This is a genomic window from Oceanicola sp. 22II-s10i (assembly GCF_002210105.1).
Lineage (GTDB): Bacteria > Pseudomonadota > Alphaproteobacteria > Rhodobacterales > Rhodobacteraceae > Pseudooceanicola.
This window is the reverse complement of the sequence record NZ_AQQU01000002.1, coordinates 354,567-377,159: the sequence shown is the minus strand read 5'-3', so window position 1 is coordinate 377,159 and position 22,593 is coordinate 354,567. Positions and strand designations below refer to the sequence as shown.

Genomic DNA, 22,593 nt, shown 5'->3' with positions numbered 1-22,593 from the left:
GCCCCGGCCGGATCCCTGACACCCTCGACAGGACAACACATGAACCCCGACTGGATCATGGGCCTTTCCGGAGGCCTCCTCATTGGTATTGCCGGAGCGGTCTTCCTGCTCGGCAACGGACGCATCATGGGCGCGAGCGGCATCATCGGCGGGCTCGTCGACGGCTCGGGCCGGTCGAACGCGATGGAACGGATCATGTTCGTCGCGGGCCTGTTCCTCGCGCCCCTCGCCGTGACGCTGTTCACCGGCGCGCCTGAAACGCATGTCACCTCGAACGTCTGGGTGATCGTCGCGGCGGGCCTGCTGGTCGGCGTCGGCACCCGGATCGCCAACGGCTGCACTTCGGGCCACGGGGTCTGCGGCATCTCGCGCTTCAGCTTCCGCGGGATCATCGCGACCGTGTTCTACATCCTCGCGGGCGGGCTGTCCGTCGTCCTGTTCCGCCACGTTCTGGGAGTGATCTGATGCGCAACCTCCTCGCCCTTCTCTCCGGCAGCCTGTTCGGGATCGGCCTGCTGATCTCCGGCATGACCGACACCACCAAGGTTCAGGGCTGGCTGGACATCTTCGGCGCATGGGACCCGACGCTGGCCTTCGTCATGGGGGGCGCCATCCTGCCGATGACGCTGGCGTGGTGGCTGACCAAGCGGATCCGCCCGCTCGTCGGCGGCAGCTTTCCGCCCGCCACCCTGCCGGAAATCGACCGCCGCCTGGTGATCGGCTCGGTCCTGTTCGGCGCGGGCTGGGGGCTGGCCGGGCTGTGCCCCGGCCCCTCGGTCGCCTCGCTGTCCTACGGCGGCACCGGTGGCATGATTTTCCTCGCCGCGATGCTGGCAGGCATGATGATCGCCCCGCCGCTCAAGGCGCGACTGGACAGCCCGGTGCCCGCCGCATAAGGCTTTCGTTCATGGATATCAGACCCGTCACCCCCCGCTACGCCGTCACCCCGCAGATCGCCATCGAGGATATCGCGGCGATCAAGGCCGCCGGTTTCACCCGCGTGATCTGCAACCGCCCCGATGCCGAGAACCCGCCCGAACTGCAGGCGGTCGCGGTCGAGGCGGCGGCAAAGGAGGCGGGGCTGGAGTTCGTGAACCTGCCCCTGACCTACCCCACCATGACGCCCGACACGATCGCGGCGCAGATGGCGGCGATCGAGGGCGGCGACAAGGTGCTGGCCTACTGTGCCTCGGGCACCCGCTGCACGACGATCTGGGCGCTTGGCCAGGCGACGGCGGGCGAGGACGTGGACGGCATCATCGCGACGGCGGCCAAGGCGGGATACGACCTGTCCAACCTGCGCCCGCGTCTGGACGACCTCGCGGGCTGACGCGGGAGGGGACAGCGGGACGGCTGTCCGGGCATGCCCGGTCGGGTGAGCCTTGTGTCCATCCCGGCTGGGAACGCCACTGGTCCTGTTGGCATTGCTCCACATTGTGGCTTCCCCTGCGGGCGCGCCGCGCGGCGATCCGTGTTGTGCGCGCCAATTGCCCTATTCCGACTTTGCACTTCGGGGCTGGCCACTGCGCCCTGAGTTGCCCCCCGTCCGTCGCCCCGCGGTAAGCAGCCCCTGTCCATGCTCCCCATGCTCGGCGGCGTCCCTGCCCCGGCGCCCGGCCCTCTGACCGGGCCCGGCCCGAAGCTTCGCCGTTCCCGCCGCGCGGGCGCGCGCCCCGCGACCGGACGCCGTCACTCAGGATCGTCCGGCTCCGCCAGAGGCGCGATCCCGTATCCCCCGCCGAACCCCTCCCCCAGCCCGTCGGGCAGCCCCAGATCGCTGAGGTCGGGCAGATCGTCCAGCGGCGCGACCGCCTCCGATTCAGGCAGGCCCGCAGGATCCGCCATGGCAGGCGGCGGCGCGGGCGGCGCGCGGCCCTGCGCCGTGGCCACCGGGGGCGGCGCCCCGGCATCGGCCAGATCGCCATCGGCCGTGGCCTCGGCAGTCACGGCACCGCCCGGCAGGCGGACGGCGCGAAAGCCGTTGATCTGCCCCAGACGCACCGTCATCACCTTTTGCCGCTGCGGGGTTTCCAGCACGGTTTCCGACAATGCGCTGCGCGGGACCGGGATCACGTCCCCCGGCCGCAACGCGGCCACCCGTGCATAGGGCATCCTGACCCGGTGCAGCACCGCGTCCAGACGCGCAGGGGCGCCAAGCACCGCCGCGCCAAGCGTCCCCGCGCCATCCCCGCCATCCCCCGTTCCGGTGTCGGCCGCGACCACCGGTTCGGGCAGGCAGAGGCTGACCGCCCCCTCGCGCAGGCCGGCCACGTCGAAGCTCATGCGGATACGCAGCACCTTGGATGCGTCGAGCGCGAGGCCGACCATCCGGGCGTTGTCCATCATCACCCCGAAGCGATAGCCGGTGAACCGCGCCTCGTCCGCTGTGCCCGCCAGCGCCCCGGCCAGGTTTTCGAGCGCGCGGTCGATCAGCGGCGCCAGCAGAGCCGCCTCGGTCCGGGTCGGACGGCGCGGGTCGACGGGACGCTTCAGCACCCGGCCCATGGTCAGCATCTCGGCCACGCCCGCGACCACCGGCAGGGACAGCGACATCACCCCGACCGCGCCGCCGGGCCCCTCGAGCAGCAGCAGCATGTCGTCGTCGTCCAGCCCAGCGACCAGATCGTCCGCCGACACCTCGGAGGTTTCGACCCCCGACACGGCCAGAGCAAGCCTCGCGGCCTCGTCCGCCGCGCGGGCGAAGGCCAGCCTGAGCGCGCGATCGGGCGACATGGCGCGGGCCTGCCGGACCTCGCGCCCGGCATCCGCCTTTCGGCGCAGAACCGCGCTGGATGTGTTGCCGTCCATATTCTCCGCCACCGTCCGAACGGGGATCGGCCGCGACCTTAGCCCGCGGTTGGTTACCAAGGGCTTTAGCCCGGCCTCATTGCGCGGCCATGGCGCTCCGGTCCGGCAGGGTCACGCGGAAGGCGGCGCCGCCCTGCCCCGGCAGATAGGTGATCGTCCCGCCGAGCCGGGCCATGATCTCGCGGCAGATCGCCAGCCCCAGCCCGGCGCCGCCGGCCTTGTGGTGTCCGACGCGGCTGAACTTCTCGAATATCAGGCCCTGCATGTCCTGTTCGACGCCGCTGCCGTTGTCGATGAAATCGACGCTCACCGTCCCGTCGCGCCGCCGCACGACGATGCGCAGCACCGGCGCCTCGGCGTCGCAGTATTTCTGGGCATTGGCGATCAGGTTGATAAAGACCTGCGACAGGCGGTCCATGTCGGTCTCGATCTCGACCAGTTCGTCGCCCCTGTCGCGGCGGATCGCCAGCCGGTCGCCCTGCCGTCCGGCCGAGACCGCGTGGCTCAGCGCCTCTTCAAGCGTCCCGCGGCGGAAGTTCAGGCTGACCTGCCCGTTCTCCAGCACGCTGAGGTCCAGCAGGTCGTCCAGCAGGCGCGTCAGGCGGATCGCCTCGTCGTGGATGATCGAGGCATAGCGCCCGCGCTCCTCCGGCGTCAGGCCGTCGGTGTCGCGCAGGATCTCGGAAAACGCCCGGACCGAGGTCATGGGCGTGCGCAGCTCGTGGCTGATCTGGGACAGGAAGGCGTCCTTCTGCACCGAGATCTGGGTCAGCTTCTCGTTCACCTCGCGCAACTGGCGTGCGGTGCGGGTCAGTTCCTCGGACTTGGCTTCCAGCTGGCTGGAATATTCCATCATCTGGGCGCTTTCGTCGGCCACCGCCATCAGCTCCTGCACCGACACGCCGGTGCCGCCGACGATCTGTCCCACCATGGCATGGGCCGTCGCAGCGCCCACCGACCCGGCCAGTTCCCGCTCCAGCCGCTGCAGGAAATCCGCGGTCGGATCGGGCAGATAGCCCGCCAGCCCCTGCCGCCGCGCCTCGTCGTGGAACAGCGCCTGCGCATCGGAGGGGCCAAGGATGCGCTGCGCCATGATCATCAGGTCCTCGGCCTGCGCGCGCCCGCCCTGCCAGCCCTGCGGCGCGCGGGAATGGTTGAAGACGTTGACGAACTGCGCGCCCTGCAGCCGTTCCATCGGCGAGGGGAAGGTGAAGATCGACACGACGAAGAACGCGCCCGCGTTGAACAGCATCGACCAGAAGACCCCGTGGACCAGCGGGTCCACCCCGTCGAGCCCGAACAGACCGTGCGGGCGCAGCCACGAGACCCCGAAGGGTCCCTCGGCCAGCACGCCCGCGCTCAGGATCACATCGGCGCCGAAGCTCGGCAGGAACAGGCACCAGAACCACATCACCGCCCCGACGCCGAGCCCGGCGAAGGCCCCGATCCGGGTCGCGCCGCGCCAGAGGATCCCGCCGACCAGCACCGGCAGGAACTGCGCCACGCCCGAGAACGAGATCAGGCCGATTGCCGCCAGCGCCGTGCCGCCGCCCGAGATGCGGTAATAGACATAGCCCAACAGGACCACCCCCACGATGGAGACCCGCCGCGCCAGCATGACGACGTGCCGCACATCGCCCGAGATCGACGCGCCGTCGCCGGTAAGGCGCAGCCAGATCGGCATGACGATATGGTTCGACACCATCGTCGACAGCGCGATCGAGGCGACGATCACCATCGAGGTGGCCGAGGAGAAACCGCCGAGGAAGGACAGCATCGCCAGCCCGTCCCGGCCCTGGCTGAGCGGGACGGTCAGCACGAAGAGGTCCGGGTTCGATCCCGCGGGCATCAGGTCCAGCCCCACGACCGCGATCGGCACCACGAACAGCGACATCAGCATCAGGTAGGCCGGAAAGGCCCAGGACGCGGTGCGCAGATGCGCCTCCATGTCGTTCTCGACCACCAGCACCTGGAACATGCGCGGCAGGCAGAGGAAGGCGGCGGCGGAGAGGAAGATCAGCCCGCCCCACCGGCTGCCGTCCGTGTGCCAGTAGCCGAGCGACGAGGCGTCGATCCGCTCCATCGTCGCGGCCAGCCCGCCGCCGACGCCCCAGACGACGAATATGCCGACGGCCAGAAGGGCGATCAGCTTGACCACCGCCTCGACCGCGATGGCCATGACGACGCCGTGGTGCCGCTCGTTGACGTCGAGGTTGCGGGTGCCGAACAGCACGGTGAAGAACGCCAGCCCCGCCGCGACCCAGAGCGCGGTCGACACGTTCTCCTCGGGCCGGGGGCGGAAACCCGGTTCGGCGGCGAAGATCGAAAAGCTCTCCACCACCGACTGCAGCTGCAGCGCGATGTAGGGCGTCGTGCCGATCACCGCCAACAGCGTCACGCAGACGCCCAGCGCGTTGGACTTGCCGTAGCGGGACGAGATCAGGTCGGCGATCGATGTGATGCGCTGGCTGCGCCCGATCCGCACCATCTTGCGCACCAGCCACAGCCAGCCGATCATCACGAGGCTGGGACCGATGTAGATCGTCAGGTATTCCAGCCCCGACCGCGCCGCGTAACCGACCGCCCCATAGAAGGTCCACGCCGTGCAGTAGATCGACAGCGACAGCGTGTAGACCAGCGGCGAGCGCAGCCAGTGCGCCTGTCCGCGCATCGCCACCCGCTCGGCCATGAAGGCCACGGTGAAGAGCACGGCCACGTAGCTCAGGCAGACGGCGATCAGGACGTTGAGCGAGGCCATCAGCGCCGCTCCTCACCGGGCAGCGGGCTGCGTGGGGCCTGCGGGTCGATCAGCTCCTCGGGCCGGTTCAGCGACAGCAGCGCCCCGGCGATCACCAGCGCGAACCACAGGCCGAAGATATAGAGGATCGCGAGCGACATCGGCACCGTGCTGCCGCTGCTGTCCCCCCAGAACAGCGGGACGAGCATCAGGATCAGCCCCGCGACAGGCAGCAGGCGGCTGAGGTCGGCCAGACGGCGCCGGCGGTAGGTCCGGCGTTCGTAGAACAGCGGTCCCGGCGCGTCCGGCATCGGCTCACCCCCCCGCGAGGTCGCGCACCGCCTCCAGCACCTCGGCGTTGGAGAAGGGCTTGGTCATGAAACGGGATGCGCCCGAGGCCTCGGCCATCTCGCGGTCGCGGGACTGGCCGCGCGCGGTCAGCAGCAGGATCGGCAGGTCGGCTGTGCCGCTTTCGGCGCGCAGGTCGCGCAGGATGTCATAGCCGGAGCGTCCCGGCAGCATCACGTCGAGGATCACGAGGTCCGGTGCACGGCGGCGGACGGTTTCCACGGCATCGACCCCGTTGGAATGCACCGCGACGCGCCAGCCGTCCCGAGACAGGATGAACCCGATGGCTTCGATTATGTTCGGCTCGTCCTCGATCACCAGAACGGTCTTGCTCATCCGGTCCTCCCCTCCCATCCGAGCGGCGCAGAACGCCTATTGGTAATTTTGTTATCCATCACACAATCGTCACTGTCAAAAACGGAATTCCGCATTGCGGGAAAACATTCGACCTACGCCCCCTCGGCCGTGATCGACGGCTCGCGCCGACCCCGGCAGCCGTCCAGCGGACAGATCCGGCAGGTCACGCCGACCCGCCGTGCGCCCTCGGGCGTTTCGACCGGGTCCGGCAGGATCAGCATATGCGCTTCGAACAGCGGCTCCACCCCCGCCGACAGTGGCCCGAGCGGCTCGGCCACCGCATGGGCGATGAAGCGGCCCTCGGACCGGCCGGCAAGGCGCAGGCGCTGGCGGATCGGGACGATGGGCCGGGTCAGTGCCTGGAACAGGGGCCAGTAGGGACAGGCCGCGCCGAAGCGGGGCAGCGGGAAGGACGGCAGCGGGCGGCGGAAGGTCAGCGTGCCCGAGACATCGCAGATCACGAGGCCGAAGGGCCCGCCCATGGGCGCGGTCAGCGCGTCGGGCAGCGTCGCAAGGCGGCGCATCATGCGCCCGGTGCCGACACCGAAACGGCCGGCCAGCGCCGCGGGGTCCAGCCGCTCCATCGCCGCCGCAGCGGTGGCGACCGCCTGAACGGGCAGTTGCGCCGCATCCTCGGCATAACGCTGCAGGATCACCCGCGCCATCGACTGGGCCGAGGCCGAGGTCAGGTCCCGCCCCTTCACGGCGCGGTCCAGCATCTCGTCCACCGTCGCCTCGCCGCCACGCTCCAGTTCCGGAATGTGGAACCCGCGCGCGGACAGGAACGCCTCCACCTCGTCCTGCGGGGCATTGAGCGTGGTGTCCTTGCGCTGCCCGGCATCGAGCTCCGCCACCAGCCGCTGCGCCCCCTCGGCCAGTCGCTGGGCGTCCTCGTTGATGTTGCGGTGAAAGCGGTCGCGCCATTCCGGTTCCAGCCCCTTTGTGTCGACGAGGATCGAGGCGGTGGAATGGATGGCCGTGACGGTCGACAGGACCTCGTGCAGCGAGGCGGCCAGGTGCGGGTCGTGGGTCAGCCGGTCGGTCAGCGCCTCGACCGTCTGTTCCAGCCCGGCGATGGTGCGGTGCTGGTCGGCGGCCAGCGCGGCCCATCCCGGAAAGCGGCCCGCCAGTTCCTCCACCCCGTCCAGTTCCGCGCCGCTGGCGGGCCGGTCGGCGGCGGCTTCGCGCAGGGTCGCGATCAGCGCAGCCTCGGCGCCTTCGGTCAGCAGCGACGGCTCCACCTCCAGCGCGGCGGCGATGTCGAGCAGCAGCTTGCCGCCGATTCTGCGGCGGTTGTGTTCGATCAGGTTGAGGTAGGAGGCCGAGATACCCGCCTTGCGCGCCAGATCGGCCTGACGCATCGCGCGGATCATGCGGCGTTCGCGGATACGGCTGCCTGTCAACGCGGATCTCGGCATCGGAAAATCCCTTGCGATTCAGCGCCTTTCTGCGGCGCACGAAAAAGTTATTTACGATGTATACACTCGCATTGTGCAGTTGTTTACAAAAAAATTGTTTACCCTAAGGCATTTGTTGATTGGTTTTCACGACCTGCGCGATAGTGCCTTTGCACGAACGTGCGATCCGGGCTGCGTGAGGAGATGCGTCCGGGATCACCGTAACGGGAGGATATCAATGTCCAACAAATTCACACGCCGCGGCGTGCTCAAGACCGGTGCCGGGGCCGGGGCCGGCCTTGCGCTGCCGACCATCTTTACCGGCAACGTCTGGGCTGCCGCGCACTCGGGCTACACCAACGCGCCGCAGGGTTCGTCGGTCACGCTCGGCTTCAACGTTCCGCAGACCGGCCCCTACGCTGACGAAGGTGCAGACGAACTGCGCGCCTTCCAGCTGGCCGTCGAGCACCTGAACGGCGAAGGCGACGGCGGCATGATCTCGACCTTCAGCTCCAAGACGCTGCAGGGCAACGGGATCATGGGCAAGAAGGTCGAGTTCGTCACCGGCGACACGCAGACCAAGTCGGACGCGGCCCGCGCATCGGCCAAGTCGATGATCGAAAAAGACGGCGCCATCATGATCTCCGGCGGCTCGTCCTCGGGCGTGGCCGTGGCCGTTCAGGGCCTCTGCCAGGAAGCCGGCGTCATCTTCATGGCGGGTCTGACCCACTCCAACGACACCACCGGCAAGGACAAGAAGGCGAACGGCTTCCGTCACTTCTTCAACGCCTACATGTCGGGTGCCGCGCTGGCACCGGTGCTGGAAAAGCTCTACGGCAAGGACCGTGCGGCCTACCACCTGACCGCCGACTACACCTGGGGCTGGACCCAGCAGGAGTCGATCCAGGCGGCGACCGAGGCGATCGGCTGGAAGACCATCAACAACGTGCTGACGCCGCTGGCGCAGACCGACTTCTCGTCCTACATCGCGCCGGTCCTGAACTCGGGCGCAGATGTTCTGGTCCTGAACCATTACGGCGGCAACATGGTCAACTCCCTGACCAACGCCGTGCAGTTCGGCCTGCGTGAAAAGCAGGTGAACGGCAAGAACTTCGAGATCGTCGTCCCGCTCTACTCCGAGCTGATGGCGAAAGGTGCCGGCAAGAACATCGCAGGCATCGTCGGCTCCCAGAACTGGGACTGGAAACTCGAGGATGAGGGCACCAAGGCCTTCGTGCAGTCGTTCGGCACCAAGTACGGCTTCCCGCCGAGCCAGGCCGCGCAGACCTGCTACGCGCAGACCCTGCTCTACGCCGATGCCGTGGAACGCGCCAAGTCGTTCAACCCCTGCGCTGTTGCAGAGGCCCTGGAAGGCTACGAGTTCGACGGTCTGGGCAACGGCAAGACGCTGTACCGCGCCGAAGACCACCAGTGCTTCAAGGACGTGCTGGTCGTGCGTGGCGCCGAGAACCCGCAGGACGAATTCCACCTGGTGGAGATCGTCGAGGTCACGCCCGTGGGCCAGGTCACCTACGCGCCGGACCATCCGATGTTCGCAGGCGGCGCCCTGGGCTCCTGCAACCCCGGCGCGTAAGCACCGGACCGGGAGGGCGCGCCCCTGCGCCCTCCCCTTCACATTCCCCTGTCGCAGCCATCTGACGCGGGCGCCATCGGCGCGCGCGATGCATTTCGGGATCGAGAGACATGGACGCCATAATCCTCCAATTGTTGAACGGGCTCGACAAGGGCTCGGCCTATGCGCTGATCGCCCTTGGTCTGACGCTCATCTTCGGCACGCTCGGTGTCGTGAACTTCGCGCACGGCGCGCTTTTCATGATCGGGGCGTTCTGTGCCGTCACGCTCAGCAAGCTGTTCAACATCAGCTATGAGACCGTCGATCCGACCCGCAAGGACTTCCTCGGCAACCCGCTGAAGATCAAGGAGCCCTACCTCGAACACTGGTTCGGGCATGACCTGGGCGCCACGCTGATCGACTGGGCGGTGCCACTCGCCATCCTGTTCTCCATCCCGATCATGATCGCCGTCGGCTTCATCATGGAGCGGGGGCTGATCAAGCACTTCTACAAGCGCCCGCATGCGGACCAGATCCTCGTGACCTTCGGCCTTGCCATTGTCCTGCAGGAACTGATCAAGCACTACTACGGTGCCAACCCGCTGCCGACGCCCGCGCCCGCAGCCCTGACCGGGTCGTTCGATTTCGGCGCGCTGATCGGGTTTGATCCGAACGTGGTCATCTATCCCTACTGGCGTCTCGTCTACTTCGCCTTCGCGGCGGTCGTGATCGGCGCGGTCTTCGCCTTCCTCCAGTTCACCACCTTCGGCATGGTCGTCCGCGCCGGGATGGCGGACCGCGAGACGGTGGGCCTTCTCGGGATCAACATCGACAAGCGCTTCACCATCATGTTCGGGATCGCCGCCGCCGTCGCGGGCATGGCCGGCGTCATGTACGCGCCGATCAACTCGCCCAACTACCACATGGGCATGGACTTCCTCGTGCTGTCCTTCGTGGTGGTGGTCGTCGGCGGCATGGGCTCGCTGCCCGGCGCCGTCGCCGCGGGCTTCCTGCTCGGTATTCTCGAAAGCTTCGCCTCGATGAACGAGATCAAGTCGCTGCTGCCCGGCATCGACCAGATCATCATCTACCTCGTCGCGATCATCATTCTGCTGACCCGTCCGCGTGGCCTCATGGGCCGCAAGGGCGTGATGGAGGAATAACCCATGCTTGGCCTCGACAAGAAAGACTTCACCCTTCTCCTCGTGGTGGCCGCGCTGGTCCTTCTGGCGCCGTTCATCCTGAACCCCTTCCCCGCAGACAGCGCGATGGCGCAGTTCAACGCGGGCTACCCCGACCTGATGCAGCGGTTCGTGATCTTCGGGATCTTCGCGATCGGCTTCAACATCCTGTTCGGCCTGACCGGCTACCTGTCCTTCGGCCACGCGGCCTTCCTGGGGGTCGGCTCCTACTCGGCGGTGTGGATGTTCAAGCTGCTCAGCATGAACGTCATCCCGGCGATCATCCTCGCCGTCATCGTCTCGGGCGTGTTCGCGCTGGTCATCGGCTTCGTGTCGCTGCGCCGGACGGGGATCTACTTCTCGATCCTGACGCTGGCCTTCGCGCAGATGTCGTTCAACCTGGCCTACTCGGTGCTGACGCCGATCACCAACGGGGAAACCGGGCTGCAGATCACCCTGAACGACCCGCGCATCCTCGGCGTCTCGGCCACGGCCGAAGGCGGGATCCCGGTCACCAATCTGTTCGGGCTGGAGATGCGCGGGACCGAGGTTCTGAACATCGGGCCCTGGGCGTTCCAGTTCAACAACGGCTACTACCTCTGCGGCGTCATCATGCTGATCGCCTTCTACATCTCGATCCGCATCTTCCGGTCGCCCTTCGGCCTGATGCTGCGCGCGATCAAGGCGAACAAGACGCGGCTGAACTACACCGGCCTGAACACCCGTCCCTACGCCCTCGCGGCCTTCGTGATCTCGGGGATGTATGCCGGTCTGGCCGGTGGCCTGCTCGCCTCCATGGACCCGCTGGCGGGTGCGGAGCGGATGCAGTGGACCGCCTCGGGCGAGGTCGTTCTGATGACCATCCTCGGCGGTGCCGGGACCCTGATCGGTCCGGTCGTCGGCGCGGGCTTCATCAAGTATTTCGAGAACATCTTCTCGAAGATCAACGAAAGCGTCCTGCACGGCTGGTTCAGCTTCCTGCCCGAAGGCATGGAAAACGGCGTGGTCTGGGTGACCGAGCACTTCGTCGGCCCCGGCTGGCACCTGACGCTGGGCCTGCTGTTCATGCTGGTCGTGACCTTCCTGCCCGGCGGCCTTGTCGAAGGCGGCCAGAAGCTGGCCGGTCTCTTCCGCCGCAAGTCGAAATCGGAGGCCCCGGACGGGGCCGCCCAGAAGCACCCCGCCGAATGAGGAGACAGCACCATGGGCATTCTTGAGATCAAGAACGTCAACAAGCGCTTCGGCGGCCTCAAGGCGCTGACCGACGTGAACCTGAGCGTGGCCGAGAACACCGTCCACGCGATCATCGGGCCGAACGGCGCGGGCAAGTCGACCCTGCTGAACTGCCTTGTCGGCAAGCTGATCCCGGACACCGGCAGCGTCATGTTCGACGGGCAGTCGGTGCTGGGGCGCACCCCCTACGAGATCAACCAGATGGGGATCTCCCGCGTGTTCCAGACACCCGAGATCTTCGGCGAGCTGACCGTCATGGAGAACATGATGATCCCCTGCTTCGCCAAGCGGGACGGGTCGTTCGAGCTGAACGCGATCACCTCGATCGCCTCGCAGAAGGACGTGCGCGAAAAGGCCGAGCACATGCTGGAGAGCATGAACCTGGCCGAGAAGCGGAACATGCACGCGGCGTCCATGTCGCGCGGCGACAAGCGGCGGCTGGAAATCGCGATGTGCCTCGCGCAGGAACCCCGGCTCTTGCTGCTGGACGAACCGACAGCGGGCATGGCGCGCGCGGACACCAACAACACCATCGACCTGCTCAAGCAGATCAAGGCCGAGCGCGACATCACCATCGCGATCATCGAACACGACATGCACGTTGTCTTCAGCCTGGCCGAGCGGATCACGGTGCTGGCGCAAGGCACCCCGCTGGTCGAGGACATCCCGGCCAACATCAAGGGCCATCCCAAGGTGCGCGAAGCCTACCTCGGCGAAACGCAAGTGGCGTAAGGAGACGATCAGATGAACGTCAAACCCGACTTTTCCAAGGGCAAGAACTACGCCGAAACAGCCCCGGCCTTCCTGTCGGTCTGGAACGTGGAGGCCTATTACGGCGAGAGCTACATCGTCCAGAACGTCAGCTTCAACGTGCACGAGGGCGAGATCCTCGCCCTGCTGGGCCGCAACGGCGCGGGCAAGACCTCGACCCTGCGCGCCATCGCCCGGATGGACGCACCGCAGGTGACGCATGGCGAGGTCTGGCTGGACCACAAGCCGCTGCACATGATGAAGAGCCACGAGGCGGCGCAAGCGGGCATCGGGCTCGTCCCCGAGGACCGGCGCATCATCCCCGGCCTGACGGTCGAGGAGAACCTGAAGCTGGCCCAGATCGCGCCGCCGATCGGCTGGTCGATCCAGCGCCTGTACGAACTCTTCCCGCGCCTCGGCGAACGCCGGATGCAGGAAGGCGTGACGCTGTCGGGCGGCGAACAGCAGATGCTGGCGATCGCCCGTGCCCTCGCCCGTGACATCAAGGTGCTGCTGCTGGATGAACCCTACGAGGGTCTGGCGCCGGTCATCGTGGACGAGATCGAAAAGACCCTGCGGATCATCAAGGAACAGGGGATCACCACGATCCTCGTCGAACAGAACGCCGTGCGTGCGCTGGAACTGGCCGACCGTGCCGTGATCCTCGACACCGGTTCGGTCGTCTTCGACGGCTCCGCCGCCGAGGTTCTGGGCAATGCCGACCTGCGCGCCGAGTATCTGGCGATCTGATCCCGGCCCGGCCTGCCGGTTGCAATCCGGCGGGCCGGGGTATTTGTTGAAGACCTCAGTGAAAAGTTTCACGCGAAAGGGAGGCGCGTCATGAACGAAGCCAGCAACCCGAAACTCTATCCGCCGTCGAACGACTTCGTGTCCAAGGCCCATGTGGATTCCGCCAAGTACGATGCGATGTACAAGGCGTCGATCGAGAATCCCGACACATTCTGGGCCGAGCAGGCGCGCGAACGGCTGGACTGGATCGAACCCTTCACCAAGGTCAAGAACACCACGTTCGAACTGGGCCGCGTCGACATCAAGTGGTTCGAGGACGGCGTCCTGAACGTCGCCGCCAACTGCATCGACCGCCACCTCGCCACGCGCGGCGACCAGACCGCGATCATCTTCGAACCCGACGACCCCGAAACGCCCGCACAGCACATCACCTACAACGAGCTGTCCGAGAAAGTCAGCCGGTTCGCCAACGTCCTGCTGAGCCAGGGCGTGATGCGCGGCGACCGCGTCATCATCTACCTGCCGATGATCCCCGAGGCCGCCTATGCCATGCTGGCCTGCGCGCGGATCGGCGCGATCCATTCGGTCGTCTTCGCGGGCTTCTCGCCCGACGCGCTCGCCAACCGGATCAACGACTGTCAGGCCAAGGTGGTCATCACCGCCGACACCGCCCCGCGCGGCGGCAAGCGGACGGCGCTGAAATCGAACACCGACGCGGCCCTGCTGCATTGCTCGGATAAGGTGCGTTGCCTCGTCGTCAAGCACACCGGCGACCAGACCACGTGGATCGCGGACCGTGACGTCGACGTGAAGGCGATGATGGAACAGGTCGCCCCCGACTGCCCCGCCCGTCCGATGAACGCCGAGGATCCGCTGTTCATCCTCTACACCTCGGGCTCCACCGGCAAACCCAAGGGCGTCGTGCATTCGATGGGCGGCTACCTGCTCTATGCCGCGATGACGCAGAAGCTGACCTTCGACTACCACGAGGGCGATGTCTTCTGGTGCGGCGCGGATGTGGGCTGGGTCACCGGGCACACCTACATCCTCTACGGTCCGCTGGCCAACGGCGCGACCACGCTGATGTTCGAAGGCGTGCCGACTTGGCCCGACGCCAGCCGTTTCTGGCAGGTGATCGACAAGCACAAGGTCAACCAGTTCTACACCGCCCCGACCGCGATCCGGGCCCTGATGGGTCAGGGCACCTCCTTCGTCGAGGGGCACGACCTGTCCTCGCTCAAGGTGCTGGGCACCGTGGGCGAACCGATCAACCCCGAGGCGTGGAACTGGTACAACGACAACATCGGCAAAGGGAAACTGCCGATCGTCGATACCTGGTGGCAGACGGAAACCGGCGGCCACATGATCACCCCCCTGCCCGGCGCGACCCCGACGAAACCCGGCTCGGCCACGAAACCGTTCTTCGGCGTCAAGCCGGTGGTGCTGGATCCGACCGCCGGCACGGTCATCGAGGACACGGAATGCGAAGGCGTTCTCGCCATCGCCGACAGCTGGCCCGGCCAGATGCGCACCGTCTGGGGCGATCACGAACGGTTCGAGCAGACCTATTTCTCGGACTACAAGGGCTACTACTTCGCCGGTGACGGCTGCCGCCGCGACGCGGATGGCTACTACTGGATCACCGGCCGGGTCGACGACGTGATCAACGTCTCGGGCCACCGGATGGGCACGGCCGAGGTCGAATCGGCCCTCGTCGCCCATGCCAAGGTGGCCGAGGCCGCGGTGGTCGGCTATCCGCACGACGTGAAGGGTCAGGGCATCTACTGCTACGTCACCCTGATGAACGACGTGGAACCCTCGGACGACCTCAAGAAGGAACTCCGCAACTGGGTCCGGACCGAGATCGGCCCGATCGCCAGCCCCGACCTGATCCAGTGGGCCCCCGGCCTGCCCAAGACCCGGTCCGGCAAGATCATGCGCCGCATCCTGCGCAAGATCGCCGAAAACGACTACGGCGCGCTCGGGGACACCTCGACACTGGCCGATCCGTCGGTGGTCGACGACCTGATCGAAAACCGCATGAACCGCTGATCCGGCGGCACATGCGAACCGGACGGGCGGGCCATCAGGTCCGCCCTTCGTTTTTTTGCCCCCGCGATGGAACCGGTGACTATGTGCCAATACCGCAACGTCACCGGCGATTCCCTGCGGACGGCACGGCGTTTCCGGGAACCCTGCCGACTTTCTCCAGTTGCTTACACGGGCAGGACGAAGACGCAGACGAAAGGAACGAGCCATGACAGAGCGGGCATACCTCGCCGGTCTACTCGCGATCTTGATCGCGATCCCGACGGGATCACCGGCCGCCAAGGCACAGGCGGACGTGTCACATTCGACCGTTTCAGCCGAAACGACGGAAGACGGCGCCGCCTTGGCGTCAGTCTCGCAGGAGGCCACGCTGACGGTCGGAGACCTGATCGGAGCCACCGTCAATTCGACGGCCGGCGACAACATCGGCGTGGTTGACGACGTCGTGCAGATGCGTGGCGAGGTGCTGGCGATCATCGGGGTCGGCGGGTTCTTCGGCTTTGGCAGCCGCGATGTCGCCGTGCCGCTGACCGAACTGGCGCTGCGCGACGACCGGCTGACCGCACCGGGCTACACCGAGGTGCAGCTTGAAAGCATGCGCGACTTCGACGCCGGTCAGTCCGAACGGCTGGACCGCGAAACCGCCATCCGGCTCGGCCAGTCCTGATTGGGGGGCCGCCGGCCCCGCGCCCCGGTTTGACGCATGTCGTCGCTTTCCATGGCCCTTTGCTTGGCCTATAAGCGCGGGCACAGGGCCCCCGAGAGGGTCCACGGCAAGCCAAGAGGACTTCATGAGCAAACAGTCGCACGACGCCGACGTCGCCTTCATCGAGGCCCTCGCGGCCGTTCTCAGACAGAACGACCTGAGCGAGATCGAGGTCAAACGCGAGTTCGGCGAAGACGACAGCATCAACGTCCGCGTCAGCCGCCAGGCCGCCGTCGTTACCACCATCGCCGCCCCGGCCGCACCCGCGGCTCCGGCAGCACCCGCCGCTGCGGCCCCGGCAGCCGCCGCCCCGGCCCCGGCCGAGGATCCCGCCAATCACCCCGGCGCCGTGACGTCGCCCATGGTCGGCACCGTCTACCTGCAGCCCGAACCGGGCGCCCCCGCCTTCATCAAGGTCGGCGACACCGTGTCCGAAGGCGACACGCTGCTGATCATCGAGGCGATGAAGACGATGAACCAGATCCCCGCACCGCGCTCCGGCACGGTCAAGCGCATCCTCGTCGAGGACAAGTCGGCGGTGGAATTCGGCGCGCCCCTCGTCATCCTCGAGTAAGGCGGTTCCGATGTTCGACAAGATCCTCATCGCGAACCGGGGCGAGATCGCGCTCCGCGTCATCCGCGCGGCGCGCGAGATGGGCATCCGATCGGTCGCGGTCCATTCGACCGCCGATGCCGACGCGATGCATGTCCGCATGGCCGACGAAAGCGTCTGCATCGGGCCGCCCGCCTCGTCGGAAAGCTACCTGCACATCCCCTCGATCATCGCCGCCTGCGAGGTCACGGGCGCACAGGCGATCCACCCCGGCTACGGCTTCCTGTCGGAAAACGCGGGCTTTGTGCAGATCGTCGAGGATCACGGCCTGACCTTCATCGGCCCGCGCGCGGAACACATCCGCATCATGGGCGACAAGATCACCGCCAAGGACACGATGAAGGCGCTCGGCGTGCCCTGCGTGCCCGGATCCGACGGCGGCGTGCCGACGCTGGCCGACGCGAAACGGATCGGGGCCGAGATCGGCTATCCGGTCATCATCAAGGCCACCGCCGGCGGCGGCGGACGCGGCATGAAGGTCGCGAAGACCGAGGCCGACATCGAACGCGCCTTCACCACCGCGCGGGCCGAGGCCAAGGCCGCCTTCGGCAACGACGAGGTGTATATCGAGAAATACCTCACCACGCCGCGCCATATCGAGATCCAGATCTTCGGCGACGGGCGCGGCCATGCCGTCCACCTCGGCGAACGCGACTGCTCGCTGCAGCGCCGCCACCAGAAGGTGCTGGAAGAGGCGCCCGGCCCCGTGATCACCCCGGAACTCCGGGCCGAGATCGGCGCCACCTGCGCCCGCGCCGTGGCCGAGATCGGCTATGCCGGCGCGGGCACGATCGAGTTCCTCTACGAAAACGGCGAGTTCTACTTCATCGAGATGAACACCCGCCTGCAGGTCGAACACCCGGTGACCGAGGCGATCTTCGGCGTCGACCTCGTGCGCGAACAGATCCGCGTGGCCGAAGGCTACCCGCTCTCCTTCACCCAGGACGACCTCACGATCAACGGCCACGCGATCGAGGTCCGGATCAACGCCGAACGCCTGCCCGACTTCGCCCCCCGTCCGGGCCGGATCACGCATTTCCACGCGCCCGGCGGGCTCGGCGTCCGCATGGACAGCGCGCTCTACGACGGCTATTCGATCCCGCCCTATTACGACAGCCTGATCGGCAAGCTGATCGTGCACGGCCGTGACCGGCCCGAGGCGCTGGCCCGCCTCCACCGCGCGCTTGGCGAGCTGATCGTGGATGGCGTGGAAAACACGCTTCCCCTGTTCAGCGCGCTGCTGGAAGAACCGGACATCCTGACCGGCAACTACAACATCCACTGGCTGGAACACTGGCTGGAACAGAATCTCCAGAAGGCCTGACGGGGCCCCGGCTTCTTCTGGTCTGAAATACCTTCGGGGGGCAGACATCCCCCCGCCCCTCCCCCCCTTCCCGCGGTCGCGGCGCACAGCGCGAGACGGGCGCGCAAGGGCCCGGCGAGCCCCCTCGCCTTCCCCTGATGTTCATGGCATCCTGACCCCGGACAATGCCATGAAAGATCACGACGGTCTCACCCCGAACCTGCTGCTGCACGCCTATACGGCGGGCATTTTTCCCATGGCCGAAGGCCGCGACGATCCCGAGATATTCTGGGTCGACCCGCGCCGCCGCGGCATCTTCCCGCTGGATGGGTTCTGCATCTCCCGCTCGCTGGCCCGGACCCTGCGCCGGGGCGATTACCGCGTCACCGTCAACCGGGACTTCGCGGGCGTGGTGGATGGCTGCGCCGACCGGCCCGAGACATGGATCAACGCCGAGATCGCCCGCCTCTACGACGCGCTGCACGATGCGGGCCATGCACATTCTGTCGAGGTCCGGGATCTGAACGGCGACCTGATCGGCGGCACCTACGGCGTCGCCATCGGGGCCGCCTATTTCGGCGAGAGCATGTTCTCGCGCCGCCGCGACGCGTCCAAGATCGCGCTGGCCTGGCTGATCGACCGGCTGAACCGCGCCGGGTTCACCCTGTTCGACACCCAGTTCCTGACCCCGCACCTCGCCTCGCTCGGCGCGATCGAGATCTCGCGGGCGGACTATCAAGCCCGCCTGCGCGACGCCCTGTCACGGCATGCGGATTTCAACGCGCCCGCCCTGCCCCGCGACGGTCAGAGCGTGCTGCAGCGCAGGACCCAGATGTCATAGCGGAAATGGTCCAGCGCGTTCAGCGCGGGGGCCGAGGCGATCATCCAGCCGCTGAACACCGGGTCGGTGCCCTTGGAGGGTTCGGAGATCACCAGATAGGCAAAGGCCTCGCCCTCGGGGTTGTCCTCGGGGTAGCGGCATTCGCGCAGTTCCACGACCAGCTTGCCGATCTGCACCGACCCGCCCGCGATCATGTCGAACTCGGACACCTGCCCGTTGATCTTGTCCAGCGCCTTGAGTCGCGCGCCAAGGCCCGTCGAGGTGCGCAGCTCCTCGGTGGTCGCGCCTTCGATCTCGTCCTGCACCTGTGCGGCGACGGGCAGCGCCAGCAGCAGCGCGATCAGGAAGGCGGCCAGGTGTCTCATTCCGACGACCCGCCCGAGGAGACGAATTTCAGCAGCAGCGAGATCAGGCTGACCGCGCCCTGCGTGTCCAGAACCTCGTCCCCGGCCTCCAGGTAGAACGGCGATCCGCCCGGCGACAGTTCGAGGAAGTTCCCGCCGAGCAGCCCCTCGCTCGCCACGATGACGGCGCTGTCGTCAGGAATGCGGATCGCCTCGTCCACGCTGAAGGTGGTGATGGCGCGGTAGGTGTCGGGGTTCAGGTCCACGCCCGTCACCGTGCCGACCTTGACGCCGGCCAGCCGCACGTCCGTCCCCACGCCGATCCCCTCGGCCGAACGGAAGGCGGCGGTCAGCGGATAGCCCGTCGTGCCCGACGACAGCCCCGCGATCTGCGCGGAGTAGATGCCGAACCCCACGGCCAGCGCCAGAACGGCGCCGCCGACGATGATCTCGGTGGTATTCTCTGCCATAAGCTGCGGCCCCTTATTCGGGGCTCCACGCCTCGTAGTCGCGGCGTTCGGCCGGGGCTTCGCGGCGGATCGAGCCCGCGGGTGCATAGGCCAGCGGCGTGCCCGTCAGGTTTTCCTTGTGCGGCTTTTCCCAAGCCTTGTGGGTCAGCGGCTTGTCGGTCGGCACCTCGTCGAACGTGTGGTGCAGCCAGCCGTGCCAGTCGGCGCTGACGCGCGACGCCTCGGCCTCGCCGTTGAAGATCACCCAGCGACGCTTGCCGTCCTTGGACCGGTAGAAGATGTTGCCCTCGTCATCCTCGCCCACCTTCACGCCCTTGCGGGCGGTGTAGAGCTGGGTGTTGAGGGTCGAGCCGTTCCACCATGTCGCGGCGCGCAGAAGAGTGTTCAGAAGCCCCATGGGACACCTCCGGGAATTGCCCCTCCGATATGGCGTATCGGGGGGGCGAGGTCCAGCCCTCAGCGGCCGGGTTCGTCCGAGCCGGCGATTTTTGCCGTCACCTCGATCTCGATCCGGTAGACCGGGTCGATGAGGCCGGCCTCGAACATCGTGGCCGCCGGGGGGTGTGCGCCGAAAACCTCGGCCAGCACCGGCCAGCAGGGCTCGAACTCGGTCCGGTCGGGCAGGATGTAGTGCACGCGGACGACATCGGACCACTGCGCGCCAGCTTCGGCCAGGGCCTTGCCGATGGTGTCCAGCGCCGCGCGGCACTGGTCGACTACGGTGGCGCCCTGCCCCACGGTGCCCGCGACGTGAACCCAGCCATCCGCCGTCACGACGGCGCGGCAATAGGCCATCTTGGGCTCGAAGGCGCTGCCGGAATGAATGCGTCTGTGTGTCATCTCGGTTGTCTCTCACTGGTTGGATGCGCCGCAGCTAGACCCGGTTTTCGCGCCGAAAGCCAGAGGCTTCCGTGCGGGGTGGATCCGGAAACGACGCGGGCCCGCGCAGTGCTGCGCGGGCCCGTCGGGTGTCACGTTGCGCGCAGGCTTCAGCCCGCGCTCGCCTCTTCCTTCTTGGCGTCGGCGTAGATCATCAGCGGCTTGGCTTCCGAGGTCACGGCCTCTTCGTTCACCACGACCTCTTCCACATTCTCCATACCCGGCAGGTCGAACATGGTGTCCAGCAGGATATCCTCGAGGATCGACCGCAGGCCGCGTGCGCCGGTCTTGCGGGCGATGGCCCGCTTGGCGATCGCGTTCAGCGCGTCGTCGGTAAAGGTCAGCTGCGCGTCTTCCAGTTCGAACAGGCGCTGGTATTGCTTTACCAGCGCGTTCTTGGGCTGGGTCAGGATGGTGACCAGCGCCTCTTCGTCCAGATCCTCGAGCGTCGCCAGAACCGGCAGGCGGCCGACGAATTCCGGGATCAGGCCGAATTTCAGCAGGTCCTCGGGTTCGAGTTCCTTGAACAGCTCGCCCACGCCCCGGTCGTCATTGTCCCGCACATCGGCGCCGAAGCCCATGGCCGAGCCCTTGCCGCGCTGCGCGATGATCCGGTCGAGGCCCGCGAAGGCGCCGCCACAGATGAACAGGATGTTGGTCGTGTCCACCTGCAGGAATTCCTGCTGCGGATGCTTGCGCCCGCCCTGCGGCGGGACGGAGGCGACGGTGCCTTCCATCAGCTTGAGCAGCGCCTGCTGAACGCCCTCGCCCGACACGTCGCGGGTGATCGAGGGGTTTTCCGACTTGCGGGTGATCTTGTCGACCTCGTCGATATAGACGATGCCGCGCTGCGCGCGTTCGACGTTGTATTCCGACGCCTGCAGCAGCTTGAGGATGATGTTCTCCACGTCCTCGCCAACATACCCGGCCTCGGTCAGCGTGGTCGCGTCGGCCATCGTGAACGGCACGTCGAGGATCCGCGCCAGCGTCTGTGCCAGCAGGGTCTTGCCGCAGCCCGTGGGGCCGATCAGCAGGATGTTCGACTTCGCCAGTTCGATATCGCCGGATTTCGACGAGTGGTTCAGACGCTTGTAGTGGTTGTGCACCGCGACCGACAGGACGCGCTTGGCCTTCATCTGGCCGATCACGTAGTCGTCCAGCACGCCGCAGATGTCCTGCGGGGTCGGTACACCGTCCGAGCTTTTCAGCCCGGTCGATTTCGTTTCTTCCCGGATGATGTCCATGCAGAGTTCGACGCATTCGTCGCAGATGAACACCGTGGGGCCTGCAATCAGCTTGCGCACCTCGTGCTGGCTCTTGCCGCAGAAACTGCAGTAGAGCGTGTTCTTGCTGTCGCCACCCGAGTTGTTCGCCATCTCGCACCTATCGCCCGTTTGCGGGCATTGTCGGTTAGGGGCCGGGGCCCGCCTTTGCCTGTGTTGCCGTACAGACTAGGACAGGCCCCCTGTCACCACAATGTCAAAAATGCCCCTGTCCCGGATGTGATCCGGGCGGCATCAGCTGTCGCCGTCGCCCGGTTTGATCCGGTTTTCGACGATTTCGTCGATAAGTCCCCATGCCTTGGCATCTTCCGGGGACATGAAGTTGTCACGCTCCAGCGCCCGTTCGACCGTTTCGAGGTCCTGACCGGTGTGCTTCACGTAAATCTCGTTAAGCCGTTTTTTCAGCTTCAGCGTCTCTTCGGCGTGGATCATGATGTCCGTCGCCTGACCCTGATAGCCGCCCGAGGGCTGGTGCACCATCACCCGGCTGTTCGGCAGCGAGAAGCGCATGCCCTTTTCGCCCGCCGTCAGCAGGAGCGAGCCCATCGAGGCCGCCTGCCCGATCACGAGGGTCGAGACCTTGGGCTTGATGTACTGCATCGTGTCGTAGATCGACAGGCCCGAGGTCACCACGCCGCCGGGGCTGTTGATGTACATGCTGATCTCTTTCGACGGATTTTCCGCCTCGAGGTGCAGCAGCTGCGCCACGATCAGCGAGGACATCCCGTCGTGCACCGGACCGGAGAGGAAGATGATCCGCTCCTTCAGCAGCCGCGAGAAGATGTCATACGCCCGTTCGCCCCGGCTGGTCTGTTCGACGACCATCGGAACGAGGTTGTTCATGTAGAATTCTGCCGGATCTCTCATCGCGACCTGCCCTTTTGCCACCTGATCCCTACCGATCAGTTCCTAAAGGAGTCTTAGTCACGCATATCCGGGGCTGCAAGGGCACGGGGGCGAATGTTCCTTGC

The 22,593-nt window shown here is 66.7% G+C and carries 24 protein-coding genes; 13 read left to right on the top strand and 11 right to left on the bottom strand.

The window, feature by feature from the left end; all coding sequences use genetic code 11:
• The first annotated feature begins 39 nt into the window (after window positions 1-39).
• From ATO6_RS09830 to ATO6_RS09820, 3 genes are read left to right on the top strand one after another with little or no spacing between them, the layout of a single operon-like run.
• On the top strand, window positions 40-465 hold the full coding sequence (locus ATO6_RS09830) for a YeeE/YedE family protein (RefSeq protein ID WP_088623813.1): 426 nt from the start codon (window positions 40-42) through the stop codon (window positions 463-465).
• The gene (locus tag ATO6_RS09825; protein ID WP_088623812.1) at window positions 465-896 is read left to right on the top strand and encodes a DUF6691 family protein; all 432 of its coding nucleotides are present in this window, start codon (window positions 465-467) and stop codon (window positions 894-896) included. The genes ATO6_RS09830 and ATO6_RS09825 overlap by 1 nt, the downstream gene beginning before the upstream one ends.
• 11 nt (window positions 897-907) lie before the next feature.
• Window positions 908-1,330, top strand: coding sequence for a TIGR01244 family sulfur transferase (locus tag ATO6_RS09820; protein WP_088623811.1), 423 nt, complete (start codon window positions 908-910; stop codon window positions 1,328-1,330).
• 359 nt (window positions 1,331-1,689) lie between these two features.
• On the opposite strand, the gene ATO6_RS09815 is transcribed toward ATO6_RS09820, so the two are convergent.
• The 5 genes from ATO6_RS09815 to ATO6_RS09795 form a co-directional block, all read right to left on the bottom strand.
• Window positions 1,690-2,808 (bottom strand): FliM/FliN family flagellar motor switch protein, encoded by a 1,119-nt coding sequence (locus ATO6_RS09815; RefSeq protein ID WP_088623810.1) that lies wholly within the window; start codon window positions 2,806-2,808, stop codon window positions 1,690-1,692.
• 76 nt (window positions 2,809-2,884) lie between these two features.
• On the bottom strand, window positions 2,885-5,566 hold the full coding sequence (locus ATO6_RS09810) for an ATP-binding protein (RefSeq protein WP_088623809.1): 2,682 nt from the start codon (window positions 5,564-5,566) through the stop codon (window positions 2,885-2,887).
• A complete protein-coding gene (locus tag ATO6_RS09805; protein ID WP_088623808.1) occupies window positions 5,566-5,856 on the bottom strand; it encodes a hypothetical protein in 291 nt (96 codons plus the stop codon). Before ATO6_RS09805 ends, ATO6_RS09810 begins: the two co-directional genes overlap by 1 nt.
• 4 nt (window positions 5,857-5,860) lie before the next feature.
• Window positions 5,861-6,229 carry a response regulator transcription factor gene (locus ATO6_RS09800; protein ID WP_088623807.1) on the bottom strand — a complete coding sequence of 123 codons (369 nt, stop codon included), beginning with the start codon at window positions 6,227-6,229 and terminating at the stop codon, window positions 5,861-5,863.
• 113 nt (window positions 6,230-6,342) lie between these two features.
• The gene (locus ATO6_RS09795) at window positions 6,343-7,668 is read right to left on the bottom strand and encodes a helix-turn-helix transcriptional regulator (protein ID WP_088623806.1); all 1,326 of its coding nucleotides are present in this window, start codon (window positions 7,666-7,668) and stop codon (window positions 6,343-6,345) included.
• Between the two features lie 217 nt (window positions 7,669-7,885).
• Here ATO6_RS09795 and ATO6_RS09790 point away from each other — a divergent pair, with 217 nt between their 5' ends.
• The 10 genes from ATO6_RS09790 (at window position 7,886) to aat (ending at window position 18,646) form a co-directional block, all read left to right on the top strand.
• Window positions 7,886-9,241 carry a substrate-binding protein gene (locus ATO6_RS09790; protein ID WP_088623805.1) on the top strand — a complete coding sequence of 452 codons (1,356 nt, stop codon included), beginning with the start codon at window positions 7,886-7,888 and terminating at the stop codon, window positions 9,239-9,241.
• Between the two features lie 110 nt (window positions 9,242-9,351).
• Entirely contained in the window at window positions 9,352-10,383 is a 1,032-nt protein-coding gene (locus tag ATO6_RS09785) for a branched-chain amino acid ABC transporter permease (protein ID WP_088623804.1), read from the top strand.
• 3 nt (window positions 10,384-10,386) lie between these two features.
• Complete coding sequence (locus ATO6_RS09780) at window positions 10,387-11,592, top strand: branched-chain amino acid ABC transporter permease (protein ID WP_088623803.1); 1,206 nt, start codon at window positions 10,387-10,389, stop codon at window positions 11,590-11,592.
• Window positions 11,593-11,604: 12 nt separating this feature from the next.
• Complete coding sequence (locus ATO6_RS09775; RefSeq protein WP_088623802.1) at window positions 11,605-12,366, top strand: ABC transporter ATP-binding protein; 762 nt, start codon at window positions 11,605-11,607, stop codon at window positions 12,364-12,366.
• 12 nt (window positions 12,367-12,378) lie between these two features.
• Window positions 12,379-13,134, top strand: a complete 756-nt coding sequence (locus ATO6_RS09770) for an ABC transporter ATP-binding protein (protein ID WP_088623801.1) — start codon at window positions 12,379-12,381, stop codon at window positions 13,132-13,134.
• A 90-nt stretch (window positions 13,135-13,224) separates the two neighbouring features.
• The gene (gene acs, locus ATO6_RS09765) at window positions 13,225-15,186 is read left to right on the top strand and encodes an acetate--CoA ligase (RefSeq protein ID WP_088623800.1); all 1,962 of its coding nucleotides are present in this window, start codon (window positions 13,225-13,227) and stop codon (window positions 15,184-15,186) included.
• A 205-nt stretch (window positions 15,187-15,391) separates the two neighbouring features.
• A complete protein-coding gene (locus ATO6_RS09760; RefSeq protein WP_088623799.1) occupies window positions 15,392-15,850 on the top strand; it encodes a PRC-barrel domain-containing protein in 459 nt (152 codons plus the stop codon).
• 124 nt (window positions 15,851-15,974) lie between these two features.
• Window positions 15,975-16,463 carry an acetyl-CoA carboxylase biotin carboxyl carrier protein gene (gene accB, locus ATO6_RS09755; RefSeq protein ID WP_088623798.1) on the top strand — a complete coding sequence of 163 codons (489 nt, stop codon included), beginning with the start codon at window positions 15,975-15,977 and terminating at the stop codon, window positions 16,461-16,463.
• 10 nt (window positions 16,464-16,473) lie between these two features.
• The gene (gene accC / locus ATO6_RS09750; RefSeq protein ID WP_088623797.1) at window positions 16,474-17,826 is read left to right on the top strand and encodes an acetyl-CoA carboxylase biotin carboxylase subunit; all 1,353 of its coding nucleotides are present in this window, start codon (window positions 16,474-16,476) and stop codon (window positions 17,824-17,826) included.
• 169 nt (window positions 17,827-17,995) lie between these two features.
• Window positions 17,996-18,646, top strand: a complete 651-nt coding sequence (aat, locus tag ATO6_RS09745; RefSeq protein ID WP_088623796.1) for a leucyl/phenylalanyl-tRNA--protein transferase — start codon at window positions 17,996-17,998, stop codon at window positions 18,644-18,646.
• Here aat and ATO6_RS09740 read toward each other — a convergent pair.
• The 6 genes from ATO6_RS09740 to clpP form a co-directional block, all read right to left on the bottom strand.
• Window positions 18,610-19,011, bottom strand: a complete 402-nt coding sequence (locus ATO6_RS09740) for a DUF2155 domain-containing protein (RefSeq protein ID WP_088623795.1) — start codon at window positions 19,009-19,011, stop codon at window positions 18,610-18,612. The two genes, aat and ATO6_RS09740, sit on opposite strands and share 37 nt — an antisense overlap.
• Complete coding sequence (gene mlaD, locus ATO6_RS09735; protein ID WP_088623794.1) at window positions 19,008-19,460, bottom strand: outer membrane lipid asymmetry maintenance protein MlaD; 453 nt, start codon at window positions 19,458-19,460, stop codon at window positions 19,008-19,010. Before mlaD ends, ATO6_RS09740 begins: the two co-directional genes overlap by 4 nt.
• A 13-nt stretch (window positions 19,461-19,473) precedes the next feature.
• Entirely contained in the window at window positions 19,474-19,857 is a 384-nt protein-coding gene (locus ATO6_RS09730) for an NADH:ubiquinone oxidoreductase subunit NDUFA12 (RefSeq protein WP_088623793.1), read from the bottom strand.
• Between the two features lie 59 nt (window positions 19,858-19,916).
• A complete protein-coding gene (locus ATO6_RS09725) occupies window positions 19,917-20,300 on the bottom strand; it encodes a RidA family protein (protein WP_088623792.1) in 384 nt (127 codons plus the stop codon).
• A 149-nt stretch (window positions 20,301-20,449) separates the two neighbouring features.
• Window positions 20,450-21,715: an ATP-dependent Clp protease ATP-binding subunit ClpX gene (clpX, locus tag ATO6_RS09720; protein WP_088623791.1), complete on the bottom strand. Its 1,266-nt coding sequence runs from the start codon at window positions 21,713-21,715 to the stop codon at window positions 20,450-20,452.
• A gap of 141 nt (window positions 21,716-21,856) precedes the next feature.
• The gene (gene clpP, locus ATO6_RS09715) at window positions 21,857-22,489 is read right to left on the bottom strand and encodes an ATP-dependent Clp endopeptidase proteolytic subunit ClpP (RefSeq protein ID WP_088623790.1); all 633 of its coding nucleotides are present in this window, start codon (window positions 22,487-22,489) and stop codon (window positions 21,857-21,859) included.
• Window positions 22,490-22,593: the final 104 nt, after the last annotated feature.

Excerpts from the sequence above, each read along its gene's own strand:
- ATO6_RS09830 (WP_088623813.1), top strand. The coding sequence starts at position 40 with ATGAACCCCGACTGGATCATGGGCCTTTCCGGAGGCCTCCTCATTGGT.
- ATO6_RS09825 (WP_088623812.1), top strand. The coding sequence starts at position 465 with ATGCGCAACCTCCTCGCCCTTCTCTCCGGCAGCCTGTTCGGGATCGGC.
- ATO6_RS09820 (WP_088623811.1), top strand. The coding sequence starts at position 908 with ATGGATATCAGACCCGTCACCCCCCGCTACGCCGTCACCCCGCAGATC.
- ATO6_RS09815 (WP_088623810.1), bottom strand. The coding sequence starts at position 2,808 with ATGGACGGCAACACATCCAGCGCGGTTCTGCGCCGAAAGGCGGATGCC.
- ATO6_RS09810 (WP_088623809.1), bottom strand. The coding sequence starts at position 5,566 with ATGGCCTCGCTCAACGTCCTGATCGCCGTCTGCCTGAGCTACGTGGCC.
- ATO6_RS09805 (WP_088623808.1), bottom strand. The coding sequence starts at position 5,856 with ATGCCGGACGCGCCGGGACCGCTGTTCTACGAACGCCGGACCTACCGC.
- ATO6_RS09800 (WP_088623807.1), bottom strand. The coding sequence starts at position 6,229 with ATGAGCAAGACCGTTCTGGTGATCGAGGACGAGCCGAACATAATCGAA.
- ATO6_RS09795 (WP_088623806.1), bottom strand. The coding sequence starts at position 7,668 with ATGCCGAGATCCGCGTTGACAGGCAGCCGTATCCGCGAACGCCGCATG.
- ATO6_RS09790 (WP_088623805.1), top strand. The coding sequence starts at position 7,886 with ATGTCCAACAAATTCACACGCCGCGGCGTGCTCAAGACCGGTGCCGGG.
- ATO6_RS09785 (WP_088623804.1), top strand. The coding sequence starts at position 9,352 with ATGGACGCCATAATCCTCCAATTGTTGAACGGGCTCGACAAGGGCTCG.
- ATO6_RS09780 (WP_088623803.1), top strand. The coding sequence starts at position 10,387 with ATGCTTGGCCTCGACAAGAAAGACTTCACCCTTCTCCTCGTGGTGGCC.
- ATO6_RS09775 (WP_088623802.1), top strand. The coding sequence starts at position 11,605 with ATGGGCATTCTTGAGATCAAGAACGTCAACAAGCGCTTCGGCGGCCTC.
- ATO6_RS09770 (WP_088623801.1), top strand. The coding sequence starts at position 12,379 with ATGAACGTCAAACCCGACTTTTCCAAGGGCAAGAACTACGCCGAAACA.
- acs (WP_088623800.1), top strand. The coding sequence starts at position 13,225 with ATGAACGAAGCCAGCAACCCGAAACTCTATCCGCCGTCGAACGACTTC.
- ATO6_RS09760 (WP_088623799.1), top strand. The coding sequence starts at position 15,392 with ATGACAGAGCGGGCATACCTCGCCGGTCTACTCGCGATCTTGATCGCG.
- accB (WP_088623798.1), top strand. The coding sequence starts at position 15,975 with ATGAGCAAACAGTCGCACGACGCCGACGTCGCCTTCATCGAGGCCCTC.
- accC (WP_088623797.1), top strand. The coding sequence starts at position 16,474 with ATGTTCGACAAGATCCTCATCGCGAACCGGGGCGAGATCGCGCTCCGC.
- aat (WP_088623796.1), top strand. The coding sequence starts at position 17,996 with ATGAAAGATCACGACGGTCTCACCCCGAACCTGCTGCTGCACGCCTAT.
- ATO6_RS09740 (WP_088623795.1), bottom strand. The coding sequence starts at position 19,011 with ATGAGACACCTGGCCGCCTTCCTGATCGCGCTGCTGCTGGCGCTGCCC.
- mlaD (WP_088623794.1), bottom strand. The coding sequence starts at position 19,460 with ATGGCAGAGAATACCACCGAGATCATCGTCGGCGGCGCCGTTCTGGCG.
- ATO6_RS09730 (WP_088623793.1), bottom strand. The coding sequence starts at position 19,857 with ATGGGGCTTCTGAACACTCTTCTGCGCGCCGCGACATGGTGGAACGGC.
- ATO6_RS09725 (WP_088623792.1), bottom strand. The coding sequence starts at position 20,300 with ATGACACACAGACGCATTCATTCCGGCAGCGCCTTCGAGCCCAAGATG.
- clpX (WP_088623791.1), bottom strand. The coding sequence starts at position 21,715 with ATGGCGAACAACTCGGGTGGCGACAGCAAGAACACGCTCTACTGCAGT.
- clpP (WP_088623790.1), bottom strand. The coding sequence starts at position 22,489 with ATGAGAGATCCGGCAGAATTCTACATGAACAACCTCGTTCCGATGGTC.